This window comes from Erwinia sp. AK-PDG3-5, from assembly GCF_056821705.1.
This window is the reverse complement of sequence record NZ_CM165967.1, coordinates 609,376-633,422: the sequence shown is the minus strand read 5'-3', so window position 1 is coordinate 633,422 and position 24,047 is coordinate 609,376. Positions and strand designations below refer to the sequence as shown.

The 24,047-nt window shown below is 56.9% G+C and carries 17 protein-coding genes; 11 read left to right on the top strand and 6 right to left on the bottom strand.

The window, feature by feature from the left end:
* Window positions 1-18: 18 nt before the first annotated feature.
* A complete protein-coding gene (locus tag AC1UKS_RS02940; protein ID WP_482435646.1) occupies window positions 19-4,068 on the top strand; it encodes a S6 family peptidase in 4,050 nt (1,349 codons plus the stop codon).
* Window positions 4,069-4,151: 83 nt separating this feature from the next.
* Here AC1UKS_RS02940 and lptG read toward each other — a convergent pair whose 3' ends face one another.
* Window positions 4,152-5,228, bottom strand: coding sequence for an LPS export ABC transporter permease LptG (gene lptG, locus AC1UKS_RS02935; protein ID WP_106381994.1), 1,077 nt, complete (start codon window positions 5,226-5,228; stop codon window positions 4,152-4,154).
* Entirely contained in the window at window positions 5,228-6,328 is a 1,101-nt protein-coding gene (gene lptF / locus AC1UKS_RS02930) for an LPS export ABC transporter permease LptF (RefSeq protein ID WP_265909727.1), read from the bottom strand. The genes lptG and lptF overlap by 1 nt, the downstream gene beginning before the upstream one ends.
* A 290-nt stretch (window positions 6,329-6,618) precedes the next feature.
* Between lptF and pepA the strand changes: the two genes are divergently transcribed.
* The 4 genes from pepA to AC1UKS_RS02910 all read left to right on the top strand — a co-directional run bounded on the left by pepA (window position 6,619) and on the right by AC1UKS_RS02910 (window position 12,044).
* A complete protein-coding gene (gene pepA / locus AC1UKS_RS02925) occupies window positions 6,619-8,130 on the top strand; it encodes a leucyl aminopeptidase (RefSeq protein WP_013203981.1) in 1,512 nt (503 codons plus the stop codon).
* 6 nt (window positions 8,131-8,136) lie between these two features.
* Complete coding sequence (locus tag AC1UKS_RS02920; protein WP_265909728.1) at window positions 8,137-8,595, top strand: DNA polymerase III subunit chi; 459 nt, start codon at window positions 8,137-8,139, stop codon at window positions 8,593-8,595.
* Window positions 8,596-8,600: 5 nt separating this feature from the next.
* On the top strand, window positions 8,601-11,456 hold the full coding sequence (locus tag AC1UKS_RS02915; RefSeq protein WP_482435645.1) for a valine--tRNA ligase: 2,856 nt from the start codon (window positions 8,601-8,603) through the stop codon (window positions 11,454-11,456).
* A gap of 84 nt (window positions 11,457-11,540) precedes the next feature.
* Complete coding sequence (locus AC1UKS_RS02910) at window positions 11,541-12,044, top strand: GNAT family N-acetyltransferase (RefSeq protein ID WP_482435644.1); 504 nt, start codon at window positions 11,541-11,543, stop codon at window positions 12,042-12,044.
* Window positions 12,045-12,105: 61 nt separating this feature from the next.
* On the opposite strand, the gene miaE is transcribed toward AC1UKS_RS02910, so the two are convergent.
* Together miaE and rraB are read right to left on the bottom strand one after the other, a co-directional pair.
* Window positions 12,106-12,870: a tRNA isopentenyl-2-thiomethyl-A-37 hydroxylase MiaE gene (gene miaE / locus AC1UKS_RS02905; RefSeq protein WP_482435643.1), complete on the bottom strand. Its 765-nt coding sequence runs from the start codon at window positions 12,868-12,870 to the stop codon at window positions 12,106-12,108.
* A gap of 127 nt (window positions 12,871-12,997) precedes the next feature.
* Window positions 12,998-13,417, bottom strand: coding sequence for a ribonuclease E inhibitor RraB (gene rraB, locus AC1UKS_RS02900; RefSeq protein ID WP_013203986.1), 420 nt, complete (start codon window positions 13,415-13,417; stop codon window positions 12,998-13,000).
* A gap of 159 nt (window positions 13,418-13,576) precedes the next feature.
* Between rraB and argF the strand changes: the two genes are divergently transcribed.
* The 5 genes from argF to ridA all read left to right on the top strand — a co-directional run bounded on the left by argF (window position 13,577) and on the right by ridA (window position 16,745).
* Window positions 13,577-14,587 carry an ornithine carbamoyltransferase gene (gene argF / locus AC1UKS_RS02895; protein WP_482435642.1) on the top strand — a complete coding sequence of 337 codons (1,011 nt, stop codon included), beginning with the start codon at window positions 13,577-13,579 and terminating at the stop codon, window positions 14,585-14,587.
* Between the two features lie 91 nt (window positions 14,588-14,678).
* Window positions 14,679-14,831 (top strand): hypothetical protein, encoded by a 153-nt coding sequence (locus AC1UKS_RS02890; RefSeq protein WP_482435640.1) that lies wholly within the window; start codon window positions 14,679-14,681, stop codon window positions 14,829-14,831.
* Between the two features lie 12 nt (window positions 14,832-14,843).
* Window positions 14,844-15,779 (top strand): aspartate carbamoyltransferase, encoded by a 936-nt coding sequence (gene pyrB, locus AC1UKS_RS02885; protein WP_482435639.1) that lies wholly within the window; start codon window positions 14,844-14,846, stop codon window positions 15,777-15,779.
* A gap of 11 nt (window positions 15,780-15,790) precedes the next feature.
* A complete protein-coding gene (pyrI, locus tag AC1UKS_RS02880; RefSeq protein WP_013203990.1) occupies window positions 15,791-16,255 on the top strand; it encodes an aspartate carbamoyltransferase regulatory subunit in 465 nt (154 codons plus the stop codon).
* Window positions 16,256-16,358: 103 nt separating this feature from the next.
* Window positions 16,359-16,745: a 2-iminobutanoate/2-iminopropanoate deaminase gene (ridA, locus tag AC1UKS_RS02875; RefSeq protein WP_013203991.1), complete on the top strand. Its 387-nt coding sequence runs from the start codon at window positions 16,359-16,361 to the stop codon at window positions 16,743-16,745.
* Window positions 16,746-16,785: 40 nt separating this feature from the next.
* Here ridA and AC1UKS_RS02870 read toward each other — a convergent pair whose 3' ends face one another.
* Entirely contained in the window at window positions 16,786-19,176 is a 2,391-nt protein-coding gene (locus tag AC1UKS_RS02870) for a beta-N-acetylhexosaminidase (protein WP_482435638.1), read from the bottom strand.
* A 210-nt stretch (window positions 19,177-19,386) separates the two neighbouring features.
* Here AC1UKS_RS02870 and AC1UKS_RS02865 point away from each other — a divergent pair, with 210 nt between their 5' ends.
* Window positions 19,387-21,045 (top strand): alpha,alpha-phosphotrehalase, encoded by a 1,659-nt coding sequence (locus AC1UKS_RS02865; protein WP_482435636.1) that lies wholly within the window; start codon window positions 19,387-19,389, stop codon window positions 21,043-21,045.
* A gap of 36 nt (window positions 21,046-21,081) precedes the next feature.
* Here AC1UKS_RS02865 and AC1UKS_RS02860 read toward each other — a convergent pair whose 3' ends face one another.
* The gene (locus tag AC1UKS_RS02860; RefSeq protein ID WP_482435635.1) at window positions 21,082-23,658 is read right to left on the bottom strand and encodes a DEAD/DEAH box helicase; all 2,577 of its coding nucleotides are present in this window, start codon (window positions 23,656-23,658) and stop codon (window positions 21,082-21,084) included.
* Between the last annotated feature and the right edge of the window lie 389 nt (window positions 23,659-24,047).

The following is a 24,047-nucleotide window of genomic DNA, read 5'->3' as shown; positions in this document are numbered from 1 at the left end:
ACGTCTTATGCAGGTATTATGAGACAAGATATTGATCTCCAGGACTATCGCGACTTTGGCGAAAACCTCGGAAAGTATGCCGTGGGTAATAAAGACGTCAATGTCTACTCCACCGACGGCATCCTCGCAGGAACGCTGAATTTTCCTATGCCGGATTTTGGCGTGGCGTCGTCCAAGGGCTACGCCACGTTAATTTCCCCTTCCTATGTTGCTGGCGTAAAACACAATGGGGGATATAAAACGGTAAGTTTTGGTAGTGGCGCCCAATATTCCACCAGCTATAGTTTAATCAATCGCAATGAAATGAGTTCATTAGATTTTCATGCCCCACGTTTAAATAAAGTGGTGACAGAAACCGCGTCAATTCCCTATGTCACCGGCACCGAATTAACCGATACCAGCCGCTACACCTGGTACGTGCGCGTAGGAACCGGCACCCAGAAACAGGTCGATGCCGATACTCAGACAGTCGTTAATCTGGCCGATGCCTACACTTACAGAACCGGCGGCACGATCCTCAACCCACGATTCTCGACCAATTACCTGTCCTGGACCACCTATGCGCCAACGGATGCACGCGTTACCCCGCTGGACATTGGTGGCCAGGGTGGCGACAGCGGCAGTCCGGTACTGGTTTATGACAACGTTGACAAAATATGGAAACTCGCTGCCGTCACCGTTTCTATATCAGGCACCTATCCTTACGGCCTGACCACCAATTCAGGCTTAATTCAGGATGAATTTATTCAGCAGGTCATTGCCGGCAACACCGACCCGGATGTGACCGACAGCAGTGTGGATGGCACCCTGCACTGGGGTACAGACAGCATCACGCAAGGAAACACGAGTTGGGCATGGCATGGCGTGGACGCCGCGTTACCCAGCGATGCCACCACTGATGAGCTGGATGCCTCCAAAGATCTGCGCTTCAACGGCGAGGGCGGTACCTTAGTGCTGGATCAGGCAGTAAACCTGGGCGCCGGAAAGCTGCAATTCTCTAACAACTACCTCGTTAAATCGGCTGAGGGTGCGAACAGCAGCTGGGTTGGCGGCGGTATCGAAGTTGATTCAGGTAAAACCGTACAGTGGCAGGTTAATGGTCTGGCTGGTGATGCTCTGCATAAAATTGGTGCAGGGACCCTGTACGTCAATGCCTCCGGGATTAATGGCGGCAGCCTGAATACCGGCGACGGTACGGTGGTGCTTGATCAACAAGCTGATGCTGAGGGTAACAAACAGGCGTTCTCTTCGGTGACGCTGGTCAGCGGGCGGCCGACGGTGGTCCTTAACGATGCTGCACAACTCGCGACAGATAATATCTTCTTCGGTTACCGGGGCGGCACGCTCGATCTCAACGGTAATAATCTGTCGTTCAAAAAAATCAACCATACGGACAGCGGCGCCACGGTGGTGAACCATGATACGTCAACCGCAGCCACGCTCAATCTGACCGGATACAACAGTGATGACGTGCAGTTCAACAAGTTCAGTGGCAGCAATCCCAAAGGGACCATAGGCTCTATCTACGTCTACGCCAACCCTTACACCAAGGACACCGAATATTTTCAGCTTAACAAGAGTTCGTACTGGTATTTCCCAACCGATAAAAGCAGCACCGAGACCTGGACCTATCTGGGCACCGATGCTGAAGCGGTTATCGAAAGCCGGTTGTCGCAGCTGAACCGCATCGTCTTTCGTGGCTTTTTGGGTGGCAGCGGCGACCAGCAAGGCGAGTTGAACGTCAATGCCAGTATGGCCAGCTCATCTGCAATTACGGCGCTTACCGGCGGCATGAACCTGAAGGGAAATCTGAACGTCTCTCAGGGTACCGTCCTGCTTTCGGGCCAGCCCGTGCCTCATGCTGCCGGCCTGGTGGTTGATGACGACTGGACAACCTCGCGCTTCAACGCCGACCTTATTTCCGTCAGTAAAGACAGCACGCTGCAGGTCGGCGAGTATGCCCAGGTCCAGGCTGATATCGCAGCGGCTGACTCTTCTAAGGTGATGCTGGGATATTACGCCAGCTCATCAGAAGAAGAACGTATCTGGCGCTGTTATGCGGCAATCAATACCGACACTACCACCTGTAGTCAGCCTCTGCGCAGCGCGACTGAACTTGCCGCGCTGGCTGCCAGCTCAGTCACTGGGGATATTACGCTGGGTGAAAACGCCAGGCTCGCTCTCGGTAAAGTCAATTACCAGGGCGCGATTACTGCGGCGGCCAGCAGCACAATGACCATGGACACCGGTGCATTCTGGCAGCTCAGCGGCAACAGTAGCGTTGGGAGTTTGAAAGCCACCTCCGGTTCCGCTATTTCACTGCTGGCTGCGGATGGGGGCGTCTGGTCGTCAACCCTGTTTAATTTGGGATCGCTGGATGCCAACGGACTGACCATCAGCCTGGCGGCTTCCCCTGCCACAGAACAGGGCGACAAAGTGACCATCGAGAAATCGGCAACGGGCAGCAGTAATATTCTGGATATCAGCGTGCTGGCCAGCTCGTCAGAACCGGTCAGCCTGATGAACGACATTGTGCTGCTGGATGCGCCTGCCGGAACGGCTCATGACTACTTTACCGTGCCGTCGGTTGCCCGGGGCTTCAGCCTGTATACACCGGACTACCAGGTGATCGAAAAAGATAACCGCGTGCAATGGGTACTGGCGCATAACGCCGTGGCAGAACCGGCGTTACCGGTAGAGCCTGAAACGCCGGCTGAGCCTGTGACGCCTGTGGATCCGGTAACACCCGCAGAACCTGAAACGCCGGCTGAGCCTGTCGCGCCTGTGGATCCGGTGAAGCCTGCAGAGCCTGAAACGCCAGCTGAGCCTGTCCCGCCTGTGGATCCAGTAACACCCGCAGAGCCTGAAACGCCGGCTGAGCCTGTTGCGCCTGTGGATCCGGTGACGCCGACTGAGCCTGAGACACCGGCTGAACCTGTCACGCCTGTGGATCCGGTCACACCGGCAGAGCCTGAAACGCCGACTCAGCCTTCAACGCCTGCGGATCAAGAAACACCCTCAGAGCCTGAAGCGGCCGCGGATGCTGAAACACCGGCTGAATCTGAAGCGGCTGCGGATGCAGAAACACCGGCTGAACCGACCGCTTCAGACGAAGTCGCGACGCCTGCAACGCCTGTCGACCCTACGAGTGGTAAACCTTCAGGCTGGTTCACCGTCGAGGATAACAAACCGTTGATCCGCGATACCCGCGCATTGCTGGCTTCCCGCCAGTATGTCTTCAGCGAAGCCATAAGCCAGCTGCATGGACGTGCCTCGCTGCTACGCAATGCGCCGCAAAAAAGCGGTGAATGGGTGTCGATTGAGCAGAATAAGGGAAGTTTTGAAGGGTTTACGGTGAACCAGCAATCCCTGAACCTCGGCTGGGACAGCGTGCAGGGACAGACAATATTCGGCTTTACTGCCGGCTACACCCAGGGCACCACCAAGGGTAACGGGCAGGAAACTCACCGTATGGCAACCATCGGCGCTGATTACTCCTGGTCATCCATGGGCTGGTTTGTTGATTCCGCCATCCGCTATATGCACCTCAGTCAGGATCTGACCTTCGATCCGGTGCTGGATATTCACCACGGTAAAGCGAGAAGCCATATCCTGGCCGGCAGCGTTAAAAGCGGCTATCAGTTCACCGCCGATCGCGGCTCGCTGTTTATCTCGCCGTACGTAGGCCTGAGTGGCGGCAGCCTGTCTGGCTTCAGCCTGAAGAGCGACAGCGCGCAGGTTGGCCTCAGCGCCAGCACGCCTTATATCGCTACCGCCGGGCTGGAGGTGAAGAAGCGTGGCCTGTGGAAGTCCAATCCGGACGTGATGCTAACAGCGGGTGTTGAATATCAGTATTCGCCAGGCTCAGCCGGTTCCAGCATGACGCTGTCAGACAGCCAGGTCAGCCGCAAATACGGCGCGTTATCGGATAACCGTTACCGCGTGCAAATGGGCGTCGAAGGTAAGATTGCCGATAACTGGTCGGTTGAGGGGAAAGCCAGAAGCAGCGTGGGCGGCACCTTCCGCACCGACTACAGCGGCATCGCCGGTATCACCTACAATTTCTGATTGTTGCCCTGTAAAACGAAGACCCCGCCAGTTGACGGGGTCTTTTTACTTTCAGGTCGGCGTTGGGAGCAACCGGGCTGCGTTTACCGCCGCTTCAGCAACATATAAACGCTGATCGCAAAGAACGCCCCGCTCGGCAACAGAGCGCCCATAATGGGCGGAATGTTGTAAACCAGGCTTAGCGGACCGAAGATCTGGTCAAGCACGTAGAAGATAAAGCCAAAGCTGATCCCGGTGACTACACGCATTCCCATTGATACGCTACGCAGCGGACCAAAGATAAACGACAGCGCCATCAGCATCATCACCGCCACCGACAGCGGCTGGAAGATTTTACTCCACATATTCAGCTGATAACGGCTGGACACCTGGCCACTCTGCTTCAGATACTTCACGTAGTTATAAAGACCGCTAATCGACAGCGCATCCGGATCCAGCGCCACCACGCCGAGCTTGTCGGGCGTTAAGGTGGTTTTCCATTCGCCGCTCAGCGTCTGGCTGCCGGTCACCTGTTTTGGATCGGTCAGATTCGACTGATCCACTTCCGCCAGGTCCCAACGCTTTTTATCCACGTTGTACTTGGCCGACGCCGCATAACGCACGGTCTCCAGACGACGCGCTTTGTTGAAGCTGTAAATGCTGATGCCGCTGAGTTCGCTGTTATCTTTGATCTGTTCGATAAAGATAAAGTTATCGCCATCTTTGGCCCACAGGCCATTTTGCGTCGACAGCAGCGAGCCGCCCACCAGCTGTTGAGCCCGGTAGTTACGCGCCATCTGCTCGCCCTGTGGCGCAACAAATTCGCCGATGGCCATGGTCAACAGCACCAGCGGAATGGCGGTTTTCATTACCGAGGCGGCAATCTGCATACGGGTAAAGCCCGACGCCTGCATCACCACCAGCTCACTGCGCTGCGCCAGCGTGCCCAGTCCCAACAACGCGCCTAACAGCGCTGCCATCGGGAAGAAGATTTCGATATCTTTCGGCACGCTCAGCACGGTGTACAATCCGGCACCCAGCGCGGTGTATTCGCCCTGGCCCGTTTTGCGCAGCTGGTCGACAAACTTGATGATGCCGGACAGCGACACCAGCATAAACAGCGTTGCCATAATGGTGTTGAAGATGGTTTTACCGATATATCTGTCGAGTACGCCAAACATCAGTAGGCTCCTCCCTTGCTAAAGCGAGCACGGAAACGCCGCATCGGCACCGTATCCCACACGTTAAGCAACACGGCCAGCCCCAGATAAGACAGGTTCACCACCCACATCCATAAGGCCGGATCGAGGCGAGCCTTTTGTCCGCTGGAGCGCAGGGAACTCTGCAGCAGGAAGAAGATCAGGTACAGCAGCATGGCAGGCAGCATCGACAGCACGCGGCCCTGACGTGGGTTGACCACGCTGAGCGGCACCACCATCAACGCCATCACCAGCACCGAGAACACCAGCGTCAGGCGCCAGTGGAACTCGCTTCTGAACTCAGGCTTGTCGGACTTCGCCAGGGTTTTGAAATCCATCTGTTCGGCATCGTTCGGATCCAGCACCACGTCCTGGTGCCCCACGATCGCCTGATAGTTCTCGAAATCCGTAATGCGGAAGTCGCGCAGCATCGCCGTGCCCTCAAAGCGCGTGCCCTTATCAAGGGTCACAATCTGAGAACCGTCGGGCCCCTGGGTCATATGGCCTTTATCCGCCAGCACCACCGACGGACGCGCATTGCCTTTCGGCCGCAGCTGCGCCAGGAACACGTTGCCAAAGTTGTTACCCTTGACGTTCTCAATGAACATCACCGACTGGCCATCTCCGGACTGCTGGAACTGGCCCGCCGCCAGCGCAGCAGCGCCAGGGTTAGCTTTAGCATTTTGTGTCACTTCGCTTTGATAGCGCGAAGACCAGGGCCCCAGCCAGGCAACGTTGACCGCCGCAACAATGGCGGTGAACAGCATCAGCACCATCGCTGCCTTCACCAGTACGGCTTTACTCAAGCCGCAGGCGTGCATCACCGTGATTTCGCTTTCGGTGTATAACCGGCCAAGCGTCATCAAAATGGCTAAAAACAGGCTCAGTGGCAGGATAAGCTGCGCCATTTCGGGCACGCCAAGGCCTAATAATGTCAGGACTAAATTTGTTGGGATCTCACCGTCCACCGCTGCGCCTAAAATCCTGACTAACTTCTGACAAAAGAAGATCAGTAGCAGGATGAAGAGGATAGCCAGCTGGCTTTTGAGTGTTTCCCTTACCAGATATCTAATGATGATCACGCTGAGTACGCCTGTGAAAACTTGTCTTTTTGCAGGAAAATCGCTAGTTTCATCGCTTATACGCCATTTTTTCTCATCAATGGCCTCCGTCATAGCTAAACTAGTATGACAACAATCGCGTTCTGGTGATGCAAAAAAATGATGTAACCCAAAATAATTGGGACTAATCATCACCAAAACTAAATCTGACGCCCGTTACTTTAACGGCGTAGTGCCTGGCACCGAGCTTGACGAAAGCGCTACATTCTAGCCGCAGCAAGCGCCGTTGTCTTTAAGATTCAGGAGAGTGCATGGAGTTCAGTGTAAAAAGCGGTAGCCCGGAAAAACAACGCAGTGCCTGTATCGTGGTTGGCGTGTTTGAACCGCGCAGGTTGTCACCGATTGCTGAACAGCTGGATAAAATCAGTGATGGCTACATCAGTGCTCTGCTCCGCCGTGGCGAACTGGAAGGCAAAGTCGGTCAGACTTTGTTGCTGCATCATGTGCCGAATATTCTCTCTGAGCGCATTTTACTGATTGGCTGCGGCAAAGAGCGCGAGCTCGATGAACGTCAGTACAAGCAGGTTATTCAGAAAACAATCAATACCCTGAACGATACCGGCTCAATGGAAGCGGTGTGCTTCCTGACCGAGCTGCACGTTAAGGGCCGCAATACCTACTGGAAAGTGCGTCAGGCGATTGAGACCTCGAAAGAGACGCTTTACAGCTTCGATCAGCTGAAAAGCAATAAAACCGAACCGCGTCGTCCACTGCGTAAAATGGTGTTCAACGTGCCGACGCGCCGTGAACTGACCAGCGGCGAACGCGCCATTCAGCACGGCCTGGCCGTGGCGGCTGGCGTGAAAGCGGCAAAAGACCTCGGCAATATGCCACCGAACATCTGTAACGCGGCTTACCTGGCGTCCCAGGCGCGTCAGCTGGCCGATGCCTACAGCAAAAACATCACCACCCGCGTAATTGGCGAGCAGCAGATGAAAGAGCTGGGCATGAACGCTTATCTGGCCGTGGGCCAGGGCTCGCAGAATGAATCGCTGATGTCGGTCATTGAGTACAAAGGCAACCCGGATCCGGACAGCAAGCCAATCGTGCTGGTCGGTAAAGGCGTGACCTTCGACTCCGGCGGTATCTCGCTCAAACCTGGCGAAGCCATGGATGAGATGAAGTACGACATGTGCGGTGCGGCGTCGGTGTACGGCGTGATGCGGATGGTGGCCGAGCTGAACCTGCCGCTGAACGTGGTCGGCGTGCTGGCCGGCTGTGAGAACATGCCGGGTGGCCGTGCTTACCGTCCTGGCGACGTGCTGACCACCATGTCCGGTCAGACCGTTGAAGTGCTGAACACCGATGCCGAAGGCCGTCTGGTGCTGTGCGATGCGCTGACCTACGTGGAGCGTTTCGATCCGGACGTGGTAATTGATATCGCCACTCTGACCGGTGCCTGCGTGATTGCGCTGGGCCACCACGTCAGCGGACTGCTGTCGAACCATAATCCGCTGGCGCACGAGCTGATCGGCGCGTCCGAACAGGCGGGTGACCGCGCGTGGCGTCTGCCGATGGCCGACGAATATCAGGAGCAGCTGGACTCCAACTTTGCCGATATGGCAAACATTGGTGGCCGTCCTGGCGGCGCGATTACCGCAGCCTGCTTCCTGGCGCGCTTTGCCCGTAAATACAACTGGGCGCACCTGGACATCGCCGGTACCGCATGGCGCTCCGGTAAAGCCAAAGGCGCGACCGGACGTCCGGTTGCCCTGCTCTCTCAGTTCCTGCTTAACCGCGCAGGCCTGAACGGCGACGATTAAAATCTGATGAAAAACGCAACCTTCTATCTGCTTGAAACCGACACCCCGGTTGACGGGATCAGCGCCCTTGAGGCGCTGGTCTGCGATATAGCAGAAGCGCGCTGGCGCGAGGGAAAACGCGTGTTGATTGCCTGCGAGGATGAAGCGCAGGCCATCCGGCTGGACGAAGCATTATGGCAACGTCCGGCCAGCGCCTTTGTGCCGCACAATCTGGCGGGCGAAGGGCCAAAATACGGTGCACCGGTTGAACTCGCCTGGCCACAACGTCGGGGAAATTCGCCGCGTGACCTGCTGATCAGCCTGCTGCCGCAGTTTGCAGATTTTGCCACCGCTTTCCATGAAGTGGTAGACTTCGTCCCTTATGAAGAATCTTTGAAACAGCTGGCGCGCGACCGCTATAAAGCGTATCGCAGCGTTGGATTCCACTTGAATACGGCAACGCCGCCCGTGCCGCCAACGACATAGTAGAAATGGAAAAGACATATAACCCGCAAGATATCGAACAGCCGCTTTACGAGCACTGGGAACAGCAGGGCTACTTTAAACCTCATGGCGATACCCGCCAGGAGAGCTTCTGCATCATGATCCCGCCGCCGAACGTCACCGGTAGCTTGCATATGGGTCACGCGTTCCAGCAAACCATCATGGATACCATGATCCGCTACCAGCGCATGCAGGGTAAAAATACCCTGTGGCAGGCAGGGACGGACCATGCCGGTATCGCCACGCAGATGGTTGTCGAGCGCAAAATCGCCGCTGAAGAAGGCAAAACGCGTAAAGACTACGGTCGCGATGCGTTCATCGAAAAAATCTGGGAATGGAAAGCAGAATCAGGCGGCACCATCACCCGCCAGATGCGCCGCCTCGGTAACTCTGTGGATTGGGAGCGTGAGCGCTTCACCATGGACGATGGCCTGTCTGACGCCGTCAAAGAAGTGTTTGTGCGCCTGTACAAAGAGAACCTGATTTACCGTGGCAAACGCCTGGTCAACTGGGATCCAAAACTGCGCACCGCTATCTCTGACCTGGAAGTGGAAAACCGTGAGTCGAAAGGCTCGATGTGGCATATCCGCTATCCGCTGGCCGACGGCGCGAAAACCGCCGATGGCAAAGATTACCTGGTGGTCGCCACCACCCGTCCTGAGACGGTGCTGGGCGACACCGGCGTGGCCGTTAACCCGGAAGATCCGCGCTACAAAGATCTGATCGGCAAATTTATCGTGCTGCCGTTTGTAAACCGTCGCATCCCAATCGTTGGCGATGAGCACGCGGACATGGAAAAAGGCACCGGCTGCGTGAAAATCACCCCGGCGCACGACTTCAATGACTATGAAGTTGGCCGTCGTCACCAGCTGCCGATGATCAACATCCTGACCTTTGATGGCGATATCCGTGAGCTGGCGCAGGTGTATGACTGCAACGGCGAAGAATCCGACGTCTACAGCGCGGCTATCCCGGCTGAATTCCAGAACCTGGAACGTTTCGCGGCGCGTAAAGCGATCGTTGCTGCGGTCGACGCGCTGGGCCTGCTGGAAGAGGTGAAGCCTCACGATCTGACCGTGCCTTACGGCGACCGTGGCGGCGTGGTTATCGAACCAATGCTGACCGATCAGTGGTACGTGCGTACTGCACCGCTGGCGAAAGTCGCGGTTGAAGCGGTTGAGCAAGGCGATATCCAGTTTGTGCCTAAGCAGTACGAAAACATGTACTTCTCGTGGATGCGCGATATTCAGGACTGGTGTATTTCCCGTCAGCTGTGGTGGGGTCACCGTATCCCGGCCTGGTATGATGCAGAAGGCAACGTCTACGTCGGTCGCACCGAAGAAGAAGTGCGTAGCGAAAACAGCCTGGGTGCCGAAGTGGCGCTGAATCAGGATGAAGACGTGCTGGACACCTGGTTCTCTTCCGGCCTGTGGACCTTCTCTACCCTTGGCTGGCCTGAGAACACCGAAGCGCTGCGCACCTTCCACCCGACCAGCGTGCTGGTCAGCGGCTTCGACATCATCTTCTTCTGGATCGCCCGCATGATCATGCTGACCATGCACTTCATCAAAGATGAAGACGGCAAGCCGCAGGTTCCGTTTAAGACGGTCTATATGACCGGCCTGATCCGTGACGACGAAGGCCAGAAAATGTCCAAGTCGAAAGGCAACGTCATCGATCCGCTGGATATGGTTGACGGCATTTCGCTGGAAGACCTGCTGGAGAAACGTACCGGCAACATGATGCAGCCGCAGCTGGCCGAGAAAATCCGCAAGCGCACCGAGAAGCAGTTCCCGAACGGCATTGAGCCTCACGGGACCGATGCCCTGCGTTTCACCCTGGCGGCGCTGGCCTCGACCGGCCGTGACATCAACTGGGATATGAAGCGCCTGGAAGGCTACCGCAACTTCTGTAACAAGCTGTGGAACGCCAGCCGCTTTGTGCTGATGAACACCGAAGATCAGGATTGTGGCTTCAACGGTGGCGAAATGGAGCTGTCTCTGGCCGATCGCTGGATCATCGCTGAATTCAACCAGACGGTGAAAGCCTACCGTGACGCGCTGGATAGCTACCGCTTCGATATCGCCGCCAACATTCTGTATGAATTCACCTGGAACCAGTTCTGTGACTGGTACCTGGAGCTGGCGAAACCGGTAATGACCGGCGGAACGGAAGTTCAGCTGCGCGGTACGCGTAATACGCTGGTGAACGTGCTGGAAGCCTTGCTGCGCCTGGCGCACCCAATCATTCCGTTTATCACTGAAACCATCTGGCAGCGCGTGAAAGTGCTGAAAAACATCAGCGACGACACCATCATGTTGCAGCCGATGCCCGCTTTCGATACCGCGAAGGTTGATGAAGCCGCACTGAACGACACCGAGTGGCTGAAGCAGGCTATCGTTGCCATCCGTAATATTCGGGCGGAAATGAACCTGTCTCCGTCTAAAAAGCTCGATGTGCTGCTGCGTGGCGCGAGCCCGGCAGTGGTGCAGCGCGTTACCGACAACCACAGCTTCCTGAAAACGCTGGCACGTCTGGACAGCATCACCTGTCTGGCGGCCGATGACAAAGGGCCGGTGTCGGTCACCAAGATCATCGACGGTGCCGAGCTGCTGATCCCAATGGCTGACCTGGTCGACAAGACCGCTGAGCTGGAGCGTCTGGCGAAGGAAGTCACCAAGCTGGACGTGGAAATCGGTAAGATTGAGAGCAAACTGTCGAACGAAGGTTTTGTGTCCCGCGCCCCTGAAGCCGTTGTGGCGAAAGAGCGTGAGCGCATTGCCGACTTTGAACAGGCTAAAGCGAAACTGATTGAACAACAGTCGGTGATTGCCGCACTGTAAAGGGCAACGGGCGTCCTGCCCGTTGCCCACCGATCAGAGCCGGGCTTGCCCGGCTTTTTTGGCATGGTTAAACGAGTGAGTCTTATGACAACTGCAACGCAGCTCAATTTACACGTGCGTCCCATTACGCTGGACGATAACCCGCAGATTGCGCAGGTCATCCGCGATGTCTCCGCCGAGTTTGGCCTGACGGCCGATAAAGGCTTCACCGTGGCGGACCCGAACCTCGACCATCTCTTTGAGCTCTACAGCGAGCCTGACAGCGCCTACTGGGTAGTTGAGCTGGAAGGTAAGATTGTTGGCGGCGGTGGCGTAGCGCCGCTGCAGTGCAGCGAGGAAGGGGTTTGCGAACTGCAGAAGATGTACTTTATGCCTGCGGTGCGTGGTATGGGACTGGCACGCGAGCTGGCGATGCAGGCGATGGACTTTGCGCGCGAGCGCGGCTTCAAACGTTGCTACCTTGAAACCACCGCTTCACTGACGCGTGCCGTGCGTTTGTATGAGCATCTGGGCTTTGAACATATCCCCGGCCCGATGGGCTGCACCGGCCACGTTGACTGTGAAGTCACCATGCTGAAAACGCTGTGAACTGAACCGGACGGAAGTCCCCTTCCGTCCTGATCCCTTCCTGAGCCAACCTTCTGTTCGACTAATCGAAATCCGGCAATCCACTGTGGAATCGCAGCTGGCTGTCCGGTTCCTGAATCAACTTCGCTTCCGTCTCGCCAATGATCTGCACGCGCGCACTGATATCGGTTTTCGATATCTCGGCTGCCAGCGCCAGATAATCCTGATAGTGCCGGGCTTCTGAGCGCAATAACGACACGTAAAACGATGCCAGTTCATCATCCAGATGCGGCGCCAGGCTGGCGAACCGTTCGCAGGAACGCGCTTCGATATAGGCGCCACAAATCAGCTTATCCACCAGCGTTTGCGGTTCATGATTGGTGATTTCCCGCAGCAGGCCTTTGGCATAGCGGCTGGCGGTAATTTTCACATAGGGAATATTGCGCGCCTGCATGATTTCCAGCACCTGATAAAAGTGGTGCAGCTCTTCTTTGATCAGCAGCACCATCTTATCCACCAGCACATCACCATATTTGGCGTCGACGCGGCTAATCACCGTTTTCGATAAGGTTTTATGCTGCTCGAGAAACGCCAGGTCAGCGTTCTCACAATGCACAAACTGTTCCCACGGCTTCAGCCAGGCGAGTAGCGCATCGCCACTCTCTTTGTCCGCCACATATTTGCGGATCAGCCACATGGCGGTCTGCGCCGCTTTCAGTTCGCACACCAGATGGTCGGTGAGCAGCAGCGGCAGGTTCTCCGGCTTACGGGCCTGCTCAATCCATGCCTGCGGCGTGCGGCAATGCAAAAAAGCGTGAATGGGAGCAAGCAGGTGTTCAGTGTTCATGCGGGTCCGAAAAGTGGTGAAGGTGAACCGGCGTTCCCTTCATAAAAGTCGATGGCAGCGCAATTCTGCCCGATCAGAAATAAACAGGCCCGGAGCAATGTCCGGGCCTGATAACGCTTAAGCTGAATCAGTGACGGATGCCGTCATCTTCTTCATCGGCTTCGTCGCCTTCTTCATCTTCGTCCTGCGCATCAGGATCTTCGAAGTAGGTGCCCCAGCCATCGTAATCAACGTTGAACTTCGCGGCCAGATCGACCAGCTGTTCAACCTGCGTATCAATGAGTTCCGCATTCAGCGCGCCTTCGCTCAGAATATCGCAGCACATCACTTTGCTGCCATCTTCCAGTTCCAGCTCTTCCGGCTCGGTCACTTCGTAACCCAATTTGAAGGCTTCAACCGCCGCTTTTTCCAGCGCGTCAAAACTGTCGCAAGAGAGGTGGTGTTCGATGGTGTAAAGCGCGTCCGGGTCGCTGCCATCGTCTAACAGCTCTTCAATAATCAGCCGCGTTTCTTCACGCTGCTCTTCCAGCAAGGCTTCATTTGCCATGATCCGTTCCTCTGTGTGTGGCATCTATAATGAGTATTTTCCCACAGTGCCGTTCCCGCCACTACCTTTAAACAAAAGTTTCTGCACGTCGGGGTTGAAAATGCATATTCATACGGTTAAATTGAATTTTAATTCAATAATTGTCACCTGGAGTGCTTTATGAGTCATTTATATAAACGCCATTTTCTCAGGCTGCTGGATTTTACACCCGCTGAACTGACCGGATTACTGGCGCTGGCGTCCACGCTGAAAACAGATAAGAAAAACGATGAGGAAATTCAGCACCTGAAAGGCAAGAATATTGCGCTCATCTTCGAAAAAGACTCGACCCGTACCCGATGCTCTTTCGAAGTTGCCGCTTACGATCAGGGCGCAAACGTCACCTACCTCGGCCCGAGTGGCAGCCAGATCGGCCATAAAGAATCGATGAAAGACACGGCGCGCGTGCTGGGCCGGATGTATGACGGTATTCAGTATCGCGGTCACGGCCAGGCGCTGGTCGAGTCGCTGGCGGAACATGCCGGCGTGCCGGTGTGGAACGGCCTGACCAACGAGTTCCACCCGACCCAGCTGCTGGCAGACCTGCTGACCATGGAAGAGCACCTGCCGGAGAAAGCCTTCAGCCAGATGGCCCTCGCCTATGTCGGCGACGCGCATAATAATATGGGCAATACCCTGATGGAAGCCGCCGCGCTGGTCGGGCTTGATTTGCGTCTGGTGGCACCAAAAGGCTGCTGGCCGGATGAGGCGCTGGTTGCCGAGTGCCGTAAGGCGGCAGAAAAAACCGGCGGCAAAATCACCCTGACCGAAGATATTGCGGAAGGCGTGAACGGCGCAGATTTCATCTACACTGATGTCTGGGTGTCGATGGGCGAACCGAAAGAAGTGTGGCAGGAACGTATCGCGCTGCTGCGCAAATACCAGGTCAACAATGAGATGCTGGCACTGACCGGCAACCCAAAAGTGAAGTTCCTGCACTGCCTGCCGGCTTTCCACGACGACCAGACCACGCTGGGCCAGCAGATGGCCGAGCAATACAATCTGCAGGGCGGCATGGAAGTGACCAACGAGGTGTTTGAATCCGCGCACAGCGTGGTGTTCGATCAGGCGGAAAACCGTCTGCACACCATTAAGGCGGTGATGGTCGCGACGCTGGCAAAACTGCATTAAGTTGCCAGGGGCAAACGGTTTCGGACCTGCGTTTTTTGCTTGCCGCAGGGTACCGATTGCGTATAATGCCCCCCGTTTGCCGGGAGGAAGCATGAAACTGAGTCGCGTTAACATTGCTGGACTGACAAGCCTGAACCCAGGCTGGCAGCGCCGTTTTTCCTTCCAAGGCACCACCGATCATAAAAAGAAGCCCCTCATTGAGGGGCTTTTTTTTGCCCGTTTTTCAGCTAACCGGCACGCGTAAAGGAGAGAGATAATGGCAAACCCGTTGTTTCACAAGCATATCATTTCAATTAACGACCTCAATCGTGAAGAGCTCGAGCTGGTGCTGCGCACCGCCGCCAGCCTGAAGGCCACGCCGCAGCCGGAACTGCTGAAGCATATCGTGGTGGCGAGCTGCTTCTTTGAAGCCTCCACCCGCACGCGCCTCTCTTTCGAGACCGCCATGCACCGCCTGGGCGCGTCGGTGGTCGGCTTCGCCGATGGCAGCAACACCTCACTGGGCAAGAAAGGCGAAACCCTCGCCGACACCATTTCGGTGATTGGCACCTACGTCGATGCGATTGTGATGCGTCATCCGCAGGAAGGTGCCGCGCGCCTGGCAACGGAATTCTCCAACGGGGTGCCGATCCTCAATGCCGGTGACGGCGCGAATCAGCACCCGACGCAGACCCTGCTGGACCTGTTCACCATTCAGGAAACCCAGGGCCGTCTGAACAACCTGAAGGTGGCAATGGTCGGCGACCTGAAATATGGCCGTACCGTGCACTCGCTGGCACAGGCGCTGGCGAAGTTCGACGGCAACCGTTTCTACTTTATCGCCCCGGATGCGCTGGCGATGCCGTCTTACATCACCGATGTGCTGGATGAAAAAGGCATTGTCTGGAGCCGCCACGACAGCATTGAAGAAGTGGTGCCGCAGGTCGACATTCTGTATATGACCCGCGTGCAGAAAGAGCGTCTGGACTCGTCCGAATACGCCAACGTCAAAGCGCAGTTTGTGCTGCGTGCGGCTGACCTCGCCGGCGCCCGCGACAATATGAAAGTGCTGCACCCGCTGCCGCGCATCGACGAGATCACCACCGATGTCGATAAAACGCCGTATGCCTGGTACTTCCAGCAGGCGGGAAATGGCATCTATGCACGCCAGGCGCTTCTGGCGCTGGTGCTGAGTAGCGAACTGGCTCTGTAAGGGGAAATGAGATGACGCACGATAATAAACTGCAGGTCGAAGCGATTAAACGCGGCACGGTAATCGACCACATTCCGGCACAGATTGGCTTTAAGCTGCTGTCGCTGTTCCGCCTGACCGAAACCGATCAGCGCATTACTATCGGTCTGAACCTGCCGTCGGGCGAGATGGGCCGCAAAGATTTGATCAAGATTGAGAACACGTTTCTGACCGACGATCAGATTAACCAGCTGGCGGTCTATGCCCCGCACGCCACGGTTAACCGCATCGATAATTATGAAGTGGTCGGCAAAATTGCGCCGGCGCTGCCGGATCGTATCGAGCACGTGCTGACCTGCCCGAACAGCAACTGCATCAGCCGCAGCGAGCCGGTCACCTCCAGCTTCGCGGTGAAAAAACGCCAGGATGACGTGCGCTTAACCTGCAAATATTGTGAGAAGTCGTTCGCCCACCACGTGGTGCTGGCAAACTGGTAATCAGCATCCAGCGGCCTATAATGGGCCGCTGGTGAACGCCAAACCCGGCCGGAGTGACCGCCGTTGCTCCGCTAACGCAGCATCTCATTATCAGGGAGAAAGTATGTCTCGCGAAATCAGCACTGAAAACGCACCCGCCGCTATCGGTCCTTACGTGCAGGGCGTCGATCTGGGTAGCATGATCATCACTTCTGGCCAGATCCCGGTCGATCCTAAAACCGGCACCGTGGCCGACGACGTGACCGCTCAGGCACGCCAGTCGCTGGAAAACGTGAAGGCGATCGTTGAAGCCGCCGGTCTGAAAGTCGGTGACATCGTTAAAACCACGGTGTTCGTCAAGGATCTGAATGACTTCGCGACGGTGAATGCCGCGTATGAAGCGTTTTTCACCGAGCATCAGGCCAGCTTCCCGGCGCGTTCTTGCGTGGAAGTGGCCCGTCTGCCAAAAGATGTGAAAATCGAAATCGAAGCTATCGCCGTTCGTCGCTAACCGGTTCACCCTCTCCCCGCCGCGGGAGAGGGTTTTCGTCCTATCGTTCCGCCTGCAATAACCGCTCAATCGGATAGACCAACGCCAGCACCACTTCATCCTGGGTGGCCGCCGCGTTATCCAGCGTCGCCTGCATTTTTGCCACTTCATCCGACCCAAACGCCCGGTTATCCTCTATGGCATCCAGCAATGACAGGCCGATGCGGCTTATCGCGTCCAGCTGCTGCGCCACCGGCTGAAGCGGCTGTAATGGATAATTTTGCGCCAGCAGCGGCATCACCTCCGGCACGTTTTGCTGCCACAGACGTAACTGATGACGTATAGCTTGCAGCGCCTGGCGGTCGCCCCGGTTGGTAATCAATGCCCCGACCTGCTGATTCAGCTCGCGCACCTTATCGCTCTCTGCGGGTAACACATCGGCAAGCCGGTTTTGCGGTTCGTTGAGGTCGTAATGCCCGGCCTGGAATTTCAGGTGCTGACGGGTGTAATACTGTGCCGGCTCCAGCGCTTCCGCGAAGATTTGCAGCGGCACGGTATTGCTGCTGTTTGCCAGCCGGATCATCTGGGTCTGCGTCTGGGCATGCTGTTGCAAGCCTACCGAGACGGCTGACCAGCTGTCCACCGCCGCCAGCCGCCGGTACATGTTCTGCTCATTGGTCACATCCTTCGCCGACCACAAGCGCTCCGCCACGACATAGGCGCGCGGCCACAGGCGCACATCAATCACCTGAGGATTGACGATTTCTGCCCACAGCGCCGCTTCACCGCCCAGCAGGTTATCTTTCATCTGCTGCTCACTCGGTACCGCAGGCTGGATGCCGGCCGGCACCGCCTGCAGCTTAGAGCCCTGAACAGGATAGCGCGCGTTGCCCACCTGCATATAGCCGCTGAGCCTGTCGCCATCCAGTGAGACCACCGGGCGGAAGTCCCCCATCCAGGTATCCACGCTGAAAGTCACCTGATGCGGTGACAGCCACTCGACGTCGCGCACCATCCGCCGCGATTTCCCGGCAAAATCGATAAAGCCGCGCCATTCGCCGCCATGCTCGATAAGCGTAAAGCTGCCCTTCACCTCGCTGCCTTTCAGCCTTGGCATGCTGAACTGCCAGCTCTGCGCCGTATCGCCCTGCTGCAGCCGATCGTGCCCGTCCAGACCCACGGGATAGACTTCGTTGCGGTAGTGATAAGAGGCCGGCTGCGCCTGATCCAGATAGAAACCGGCGGAGAGGATGCCGTGATAATCCTGTTTGCTGACCTCGCCCAACGCATCCTGCCCCTGCCAGGATTGGATCAGAATGCTTTTCGGCAGATCCGGATGGGCGATCTCATCCCAGCCCATCATCTGGCGATGATGCTGCTCAAGGATCTTCTCCACCCGCTGGTTGAAATACGCCTGCAACGCATGCTCATCCTTCAGCCCTTTTCCCCGCATAAAGTCCTGAATGTGTTTGGATTCCTTCCACTGCGTGGCATCCACTTCGTCACCACCAATATGCAGCCACGGATCCGGGAACACTGCCGCCACTTCGCCGACCAGGGTGTCGATAAACCGATAAACCTGCTCGTTGCTGGGATCGAGCAGCGGTTTGAACACGCCCCAGCCACGTTCGATCTGATACGGCCCCGACGCGCTGATCAATTCGGGCATCGCCACCGCCAGCGCCGTCGCATGACCCGGTAGATCGATCTCCGGCACCACGCGTACGCCACGATCCGCTGCGTACTGCACGATCGATCTCATCTGATCCTGGGTGTAGTACAGGCCGTCGCTGCCCTTTTCCTGCAGCTGCGGATAATGACTGGAGGCGAATCGCCAGCCCTGATCGTCGGTCAGGTGCCAGTGGAAGACGTTCATTCTGGCCGAGGCAATGCCATCAATCTGGCGGCGGAGTGTCTCGAGCGGCATAAAATGCCGGGCGGAATCGATCAGGATCCCACGCCAGGGAAAGCGCGGGCTGTCGTGGATGGTGACATAAGGGATCTCGCTGGCCTGCCGGGTGTTCTGCACCAGTTGCAATACGGTTTCCATGCCACGCATCGCGCCAAAACGCGTGGCGGCATTCAGCACCACGCCGTCACCGCTGACCTGCAGGCTGTAGCTTTCATCACTGTCCGGCTGCGGGATTGGATCGACGCGTTTGGCGATAATAATGCGGAGGGTCGGCTGCGCCACCTCAGCGGTTTGCGGCATCATCTGCCAGCCGGTTTGCAGGCCAATGCGTTGACGCCAGCGATCTCCCGATCCCGGCAGATCGTCGCCCTCAATGCGGATAGAAAGCCGGTTATCCAGCCGCAAACTGCCGCCGCTGGCCGGCTGCTCAACCTGTTGTGGCCAGGGCATCAACGGTAGGTTGCCAGCGGGGGTTGCCTGAGCATAGAGTGAGACAAACAGGGCGCTGGCAAGTAACGACAAACGCAAAAACTGAGGCATCAAAAGGTCTCCATAAGTATGACGGGCCAAAAAAGGCAAAAAACCCATAAAACATATTTCGCAATGCGCATCAAGTGAGTTGCGATTAAACCCCCAGGCACTGTCTTGTTTTGTGACGCCTTGCCAGATAATGGCTAATCTTAGGGAATAAGAATGGATTACAACGATCGACGCAGCCAGACCCTTTCACCTGAGAATCAGGATTGAGCGATGACCAAAATTCCCCCGTGGTGGCAGAACGGCGTTATTTATCAAATTTATCCCAAGAGTTTTCAGGACACGACCGGCAGCGGAACGGGCGATCTGGCAGGCGTGATCCAGCGGCTCGATTATTTAAAACAGCTCGGCGTGGATGCAATCTGGCTGACGCCGTTCTATATCTCCCCGCAGGTCGATAACGGCTATGACGTGGCGAACTATATCGCCATCGATCCGATCTTTGGCACCCTGAACGACTTTGACAAACTGGTCGAAGAAACGCATCGGCGCGGCATGCGCATTATTCTGGATATGGTGTTCAACCACAGTTCGACCCAGCATCACTGGTTCCACGAGGCGCTGGATCCCGAGAGCCCCTATCGCTCGTATTATATCTGGCGTGACGGCACGCCAACTCAGCCGCCGAACAACTGGCTGTCGAAGTTTGGTGGCAACGCCTGGCGTTGGCACCCGGAAAGCGCCCAGTACTATATGCACCTGTGGGCACCGGAGCAGGCCGAGCTTAACTGGGAGAACGAGAATCTGCGCGCCGAGCTCAAGCAGATCGTCAATTTCTGGGCCGATCGCGGCATCGACGGGCTGCGGCTGGATGTGGTGAACCTGGTGTCCAAGCATCAGGATTTCCCGGACGACCCCGGTGGCGACGGGCTGCGACTGTATACCGATGGTCCGCGCATCCATGAGTTTATGCAGGAAATGAGCCGCGACGTGTTCCGCCCGCGTGAGCTGATGACCGTGGGCGAGATGTCTTCCGCCACCCTTGAGCACTGCCAGCGCTATGGCGCACTGGATGGCGAAGAGCTGTCGATGGTATTCAGCTTCGATCATGTTGAGGTGGATTTCTACAATGGTCAGAAATGGACGCTGACGCCGCTGGATCTGGTGGCGCAGAAGGCGATCTTCAGCCACTGGCAGCATGGCATGCACAATCAGGCGTGGAACGCGCTGTTCTGGTGTAACCACGATCAGCCACGGGTGGTGTCGCGCTGGGGAGACGAAGATCGCTACCGGGTGCAGTCGGCCAAAATGCTGGCGCTGGTGCTGCACGGGATGCAGGGCACGCCGTATATCTTCCAGGGGGAAGAGCTGGGGATGACCAATCCGCACTTCACCCGCATCATCGATTACCGCGATATCGAAAGCCACAATATGTACGCCGAGCTGCGCTCTCAGGGCCGTGACAGCGATAACCTGCTGGCGATTCTGGCCAGTAAATCCCGCGATAACGGCCGCACGCCCATCCCCTGGAACGCGGGCGAGAATGGCGGCTTCACCAGCGGCACGCCGTGGATCGGTATGTGCGACAACCTGGAAACGATCAACGCCGAGGCGGCACTGGCCGACCAAGGATCGGTGTTTTACACCTATCAGCGGTTGATCCAGCTACGCAAAGAGTTCGCGATCCTCACCTGGGGCGATTATCTCGATCTGCTGCCGGATCATCCTTATCTGTGGTGTTACTGCCGACGCATGGACAACGAGACGCTGGTGGTGGCAACCAACTTCAGTGCCGAAACCCAGGTCTGGCACCCACCGGCCTACAGCGGTCAGTGGGACGTGCTGATCAGCAACTATCCCGATACCCACGTCACGCCCGGTGAAGTGATGCTGCGCCCGTGGGAAGCGGTCTGGTGGTATCAGAAGCGCTGATGGCGCGTAGCGGCAATCGACCGCAGAGACGCGTCGTCAGAGCGGCGCAAACAGCGTGGCGAGATCGTCACTGGTGAAGCTGGCGGGTTCGCTCAGTTCATCCTCAAGGATGCTGTCGGCCAGTTCGGCTTTCTGCCCCTGCAGCGCGACGATCTTCTCTTCAATGCTGCCCGCGGCAATCAGTTTATAGACGAACACCGGCTTGTCCTGACCGAGGCGATAGGCGCGGTCGGTGGCCTGATTCTCTGCCGCCGGATTCCACCAGGGATCGTAATGGATCACCGTGTCCGCCGCCGTCAGATTGAGCCCCACGCCACCGGCCTTCAGGCTGATCAAAAATACCGGGACCTCACCTTCCTGGAAACGCCTCACCGGCTCAATACGATCCCGCGTGCTGCCGGTCAGCATCACATACGGAATGCGGGCTTTTTGCAGCTCTTCCGCGATCAGCGACAGCATGGTGGTGAACTGCGAGAAAATCAGGATTCGGCGCTCCTCCGCCAGCAGATCGTCCAGCATCTCCCGCAGCAGCGCCAGCTTGGCGGAATGCTTTACCTTCGCCGCCTTATCGGTTTTGACCAGCCGCGGATCGCAGCAAATCTGCCGCAGCTTCAGTAACGCATCCAGCACCAGCAGATGGCTGCGCCCGGCGCCTTGCTGCTCGACCGCCAGCCGCACACGATCCTGCATCGCACTGCGCACGGATTCGTACAGCTCGCGCTGGCTGCCTTCCATCTCGACAGACCGCACGATGGTGTTCTTAGGCGGCAGCTCTTTTGCCACTTCCTGCTTGCGTCGGCGCAGCATAAACGGCCTGACGCGTCGCGCTAACAGCTCTCTGCGCACCCGGTCACCGTTGCGCTCAATCGGCACGCGCCAGTCCTGCGTAAACTGCTTTTCGCTGCCGAGGAAGCCCGGCAGCAGGAAATCGAACTGCGACCACAGCTCACCGAGGTGGTTTTCCAGCGGCGTACCGGTCAGACACAAGCGGTGGCGGGATTTCAGCGAGCGAATCACCGCCGCCGCGCGTGAGGCGCTGTTCTTAACGTACTGCGCTTCGTCAAGGATCAACAGATGATAGCTGTGGCCAATCAGCTGCGGCTGGTCACGCCACAACAGCGAATAGGTGGTGAGCACCAGATCGTACTTTTCGATGTCATCATAAAAGGCTTTACGATCTGGCCCGGTCAGCGCCAGCACCTTCAGCTCTGGCGTAAAGCGGCTGGCTTCCTGCGTCCAGTTATAGACCAGCGTGGTCGGCACCACGATCAGCGCCGGACGGTCCAGCCTGCCCGCCTCTTTTTCCAGCTGAAGATGCGCCAGCGTCTGCACGGTTTTACCCAGTCCCATATCATCCGCCAGCACGCCGGAGAGGTCATGGGCGCGCAGGAACTGCATCCAGTTCAGCCCTTGCTGCTGATAATCACGCAGCTGGGCATGCAGCCCTTTCGGTGGCTCAACTGGCAGGATGCCTTCGCTGGATCGCAGGCGCTCGGCCAGCTGACAGACACCGCTGTCGCCGTGAAACTGCCAGCGGCCGGTATCATTCAGCGCGGTTAAGCGGCCTGCCTCGTAAGGCGCAATACGCAGCGGCGTATGGGCCCCTAACGCAAAGAGATCGATAAGGTTGCCGACCAGCGGCTTCATGATGCTGGCGCTGATATGCAGACGTTCGTTGCGATCGCTTCGGAGTTCGATCACTTCCTCGTCGGGGATTTGATTGAGGTTGCCGGAGAACCAGCGGCGATCTTTCTGGAACAGCGCGGACAGTAACGGCTGCATCCGTACCTGGCGTTTGCCGACGTTGACTTCCAACTCAAGGTTGAACCAGCCGTCCTGCCCCTGCACCGCTTTGCCTTCGATGCCGGCAATGTCGGTGACGTTCCAGGTGAAGTCATCGTCCATACTGACTTTCCAGCCGCGCTTGCGCAGTTTCGGCAGCTGTTTGCGGATAAACGCACGCCACGCAGCCGGGGTTTCCGGGGCAAAGATCACCGGTGGCAATGGCGTGGATTCAGGGGTGTAGATGTGCCCGGCCGGGATGGTTTCCAGCCCGGCGGCATTCAGCTCCTGCAACCAGCTCTCTTCCAGCACCGGCTGACGCTGAATCAAAAAAGGCGTGCCCTGACGGTCTTCAAAGCGTTCGCCGCTGCTGCCCGCCGGGACGGCGATGCCCGAGTAGTCAAAATGCACCGCAGCGAAGTCCAGCTTCTTCTGCCGGTGGCCATAGCGACCAAAGCCACTGACAAATTTTGCGCGAGATTCAAGCCGCAGCGTTGGCACTGGCGTGGTGGAGATTCGGTGTAATGTGGGTTCTTCTGGCACTTTCTCAGGCTGCTGTTGCAGATAAGCCAGCATCACCGCCGCAACATGGCGGCAGTTGTTTTTTACCGGACAGGTGCATTCGCCATTGGCCAGCAGCTTGCCCTGCGGCGTGCTGAAATGCACCATCACCTGGAAGGGTTCGATTTTTCTGCCCGGCACTTCGCCGGTCAGCAGGTTGTTTTGCCACTGAATGTTCTGCGCTTTTTCCACCAGGCTTCTTCCCCTGGCAACGGTGCGCGCACCGATCCATCGGCTAACCTGTTTTTCATTGTACGTCACAGAAGGCATCAGACAGTATCCCGGGATGACCTGAGCAAAGACATGTTTGCTCCGCATAACAGGCAATAATATGAATTCCTCTGCTATGAATGCAACTGAAGCGCGTCATTCAGGCGCCAAAAAATACTTTCAGCTGCGATGTTGCCCGTTCTCCGGCCAAAGTTTCAGCGCAGGTGGCCTTGAGAGCCAGCCCGCCGCCGCAAAGTGACAGCATCCGAGTGCTCTGCCTGCCGGGCATAAATTGGAGCGTTTTAGCGCGTTCTTAAGACTTTGCTGAACACTTGCGCCAGGTCAACAAACTGGCAGTTAAACTCCAAAAATCACTACATATAGCGTTTATCATGCCTGCATAAATCCATATATAGATTTTTGCGAGGGATGACACGTGGTGAGGGTGA

Excerpts from the sequence above, each read along its gene's own strand:
- AC1UKS_RS02940 (WP_482435646.1), top strand. The coding sequence starts at position 19 with ATGAGACAAGATATTGATCTCCAGGACTATCGCGACTTTGGCGAAAAC.
- lptG (WP_106381994.1), bottom strand. The coding sequence starts at position 5,228 with ATGTTTGGCGTACTCGACAGATATATCGGTAAAACCATCTTCAACACC.
- pepA (WP_013203981.1), top strand. The coding sequence starts at position 6,619 with ATGGAGTTCAGTGTAAAAAGCGGTAGCCCGGAAAAACAACGCAGTGCC.
- AC1UKS_RS02920 (WP_265909728.1), top strand. The coding sequence starts at position 8,137 with ATGAAAAACGCAACCTTCTATCTGCTTGAAACCGACACCCCGGTTGAC.
- AC1UKS_RS02915 (WP_482435645.1), top strand. The coding sequence starts at position 8,601 with ATGGAAAAGACATATAACCCGCAAGATATCGAACAGCCGCTTTACGAG.
- AC1UKS_RS02910 (WP_482435644.1), top strand. The coding sequence starts at position 11,541 with ATGACAACTGCAACGCAGCTCAATTTACACGTGCGTCCCATTACGCTG.
- miaE (WP_482435643.1), bottom strand. The coding sequence starts at position 12,870 with ATGAACACTGAACACCTGCTTGCTCCCATTCACGCTTTTTTGCATTGC.
- rraB (WP_013203986.1), bottom strand. The coding sequence starts at position 13,417 with ATGGCAAATGAAGCCTTGCTGGAAGAGCAGCGTGAAGAAACGCGGCTG.
- argF (WP_482435642.1), top strand. The coding sequence starts at position 13,577 with ATGAGTCATTTATATAAACGCCATTTTCTCAGGCTGCTGGATTTTACA.
- AC1UKS_RS02890 (WP_482435640.1), top strand. The coding sequence starts at position 14,679 with ATGAAACTGAGTCGCGTTAACATTGCTGGACTGACAAGCCTGAACCCA.
- pyrB (WP_482435639.1), top strand. The coding sequence starts at position 14,844 with ATGGCAAACCCGTTGTTTCACAAGCATATCATTTCAATTAACGACCTC.
- pyrI (WP_013203990.1), top strand. The coding sequence starts at position 15,791 with ATGACGCACGATAATAAACTGCAGGTCGAAGCGATTAAACGCGGCACG.
- ridA (WP_013203991.1), top strand. The coding sequence starts at position 16,359 with ATGTCTCGCGAAATCAGCACTGAAAACGCACCCGCCGCTATCGGTCCT.
- AC1UKS_RS02870 (WP_482435638.1), bottom strand. The coding sequence starts at position 19,176 with ATGCCTCAGTTTTTGCGTTTGTCGTTACTTGCCAGCGCCCTGTTTGTC.
- AC1UKS_RS02865 (WP_482435636.1), top strand. The coding sequence starts at position 19,387 with ATGACCAAAATTCCCCCGTGGTGGCAGAACGGCGTTATTTATCAAATT.
- AC1UKS_RS02860 (WP_482435635.1), bottom strand. The coding sequence starts at position 23,658 with ATGCCTTCTGTGACGTACAATGAAAAACAGGTTAGCCGATGGATCGGT.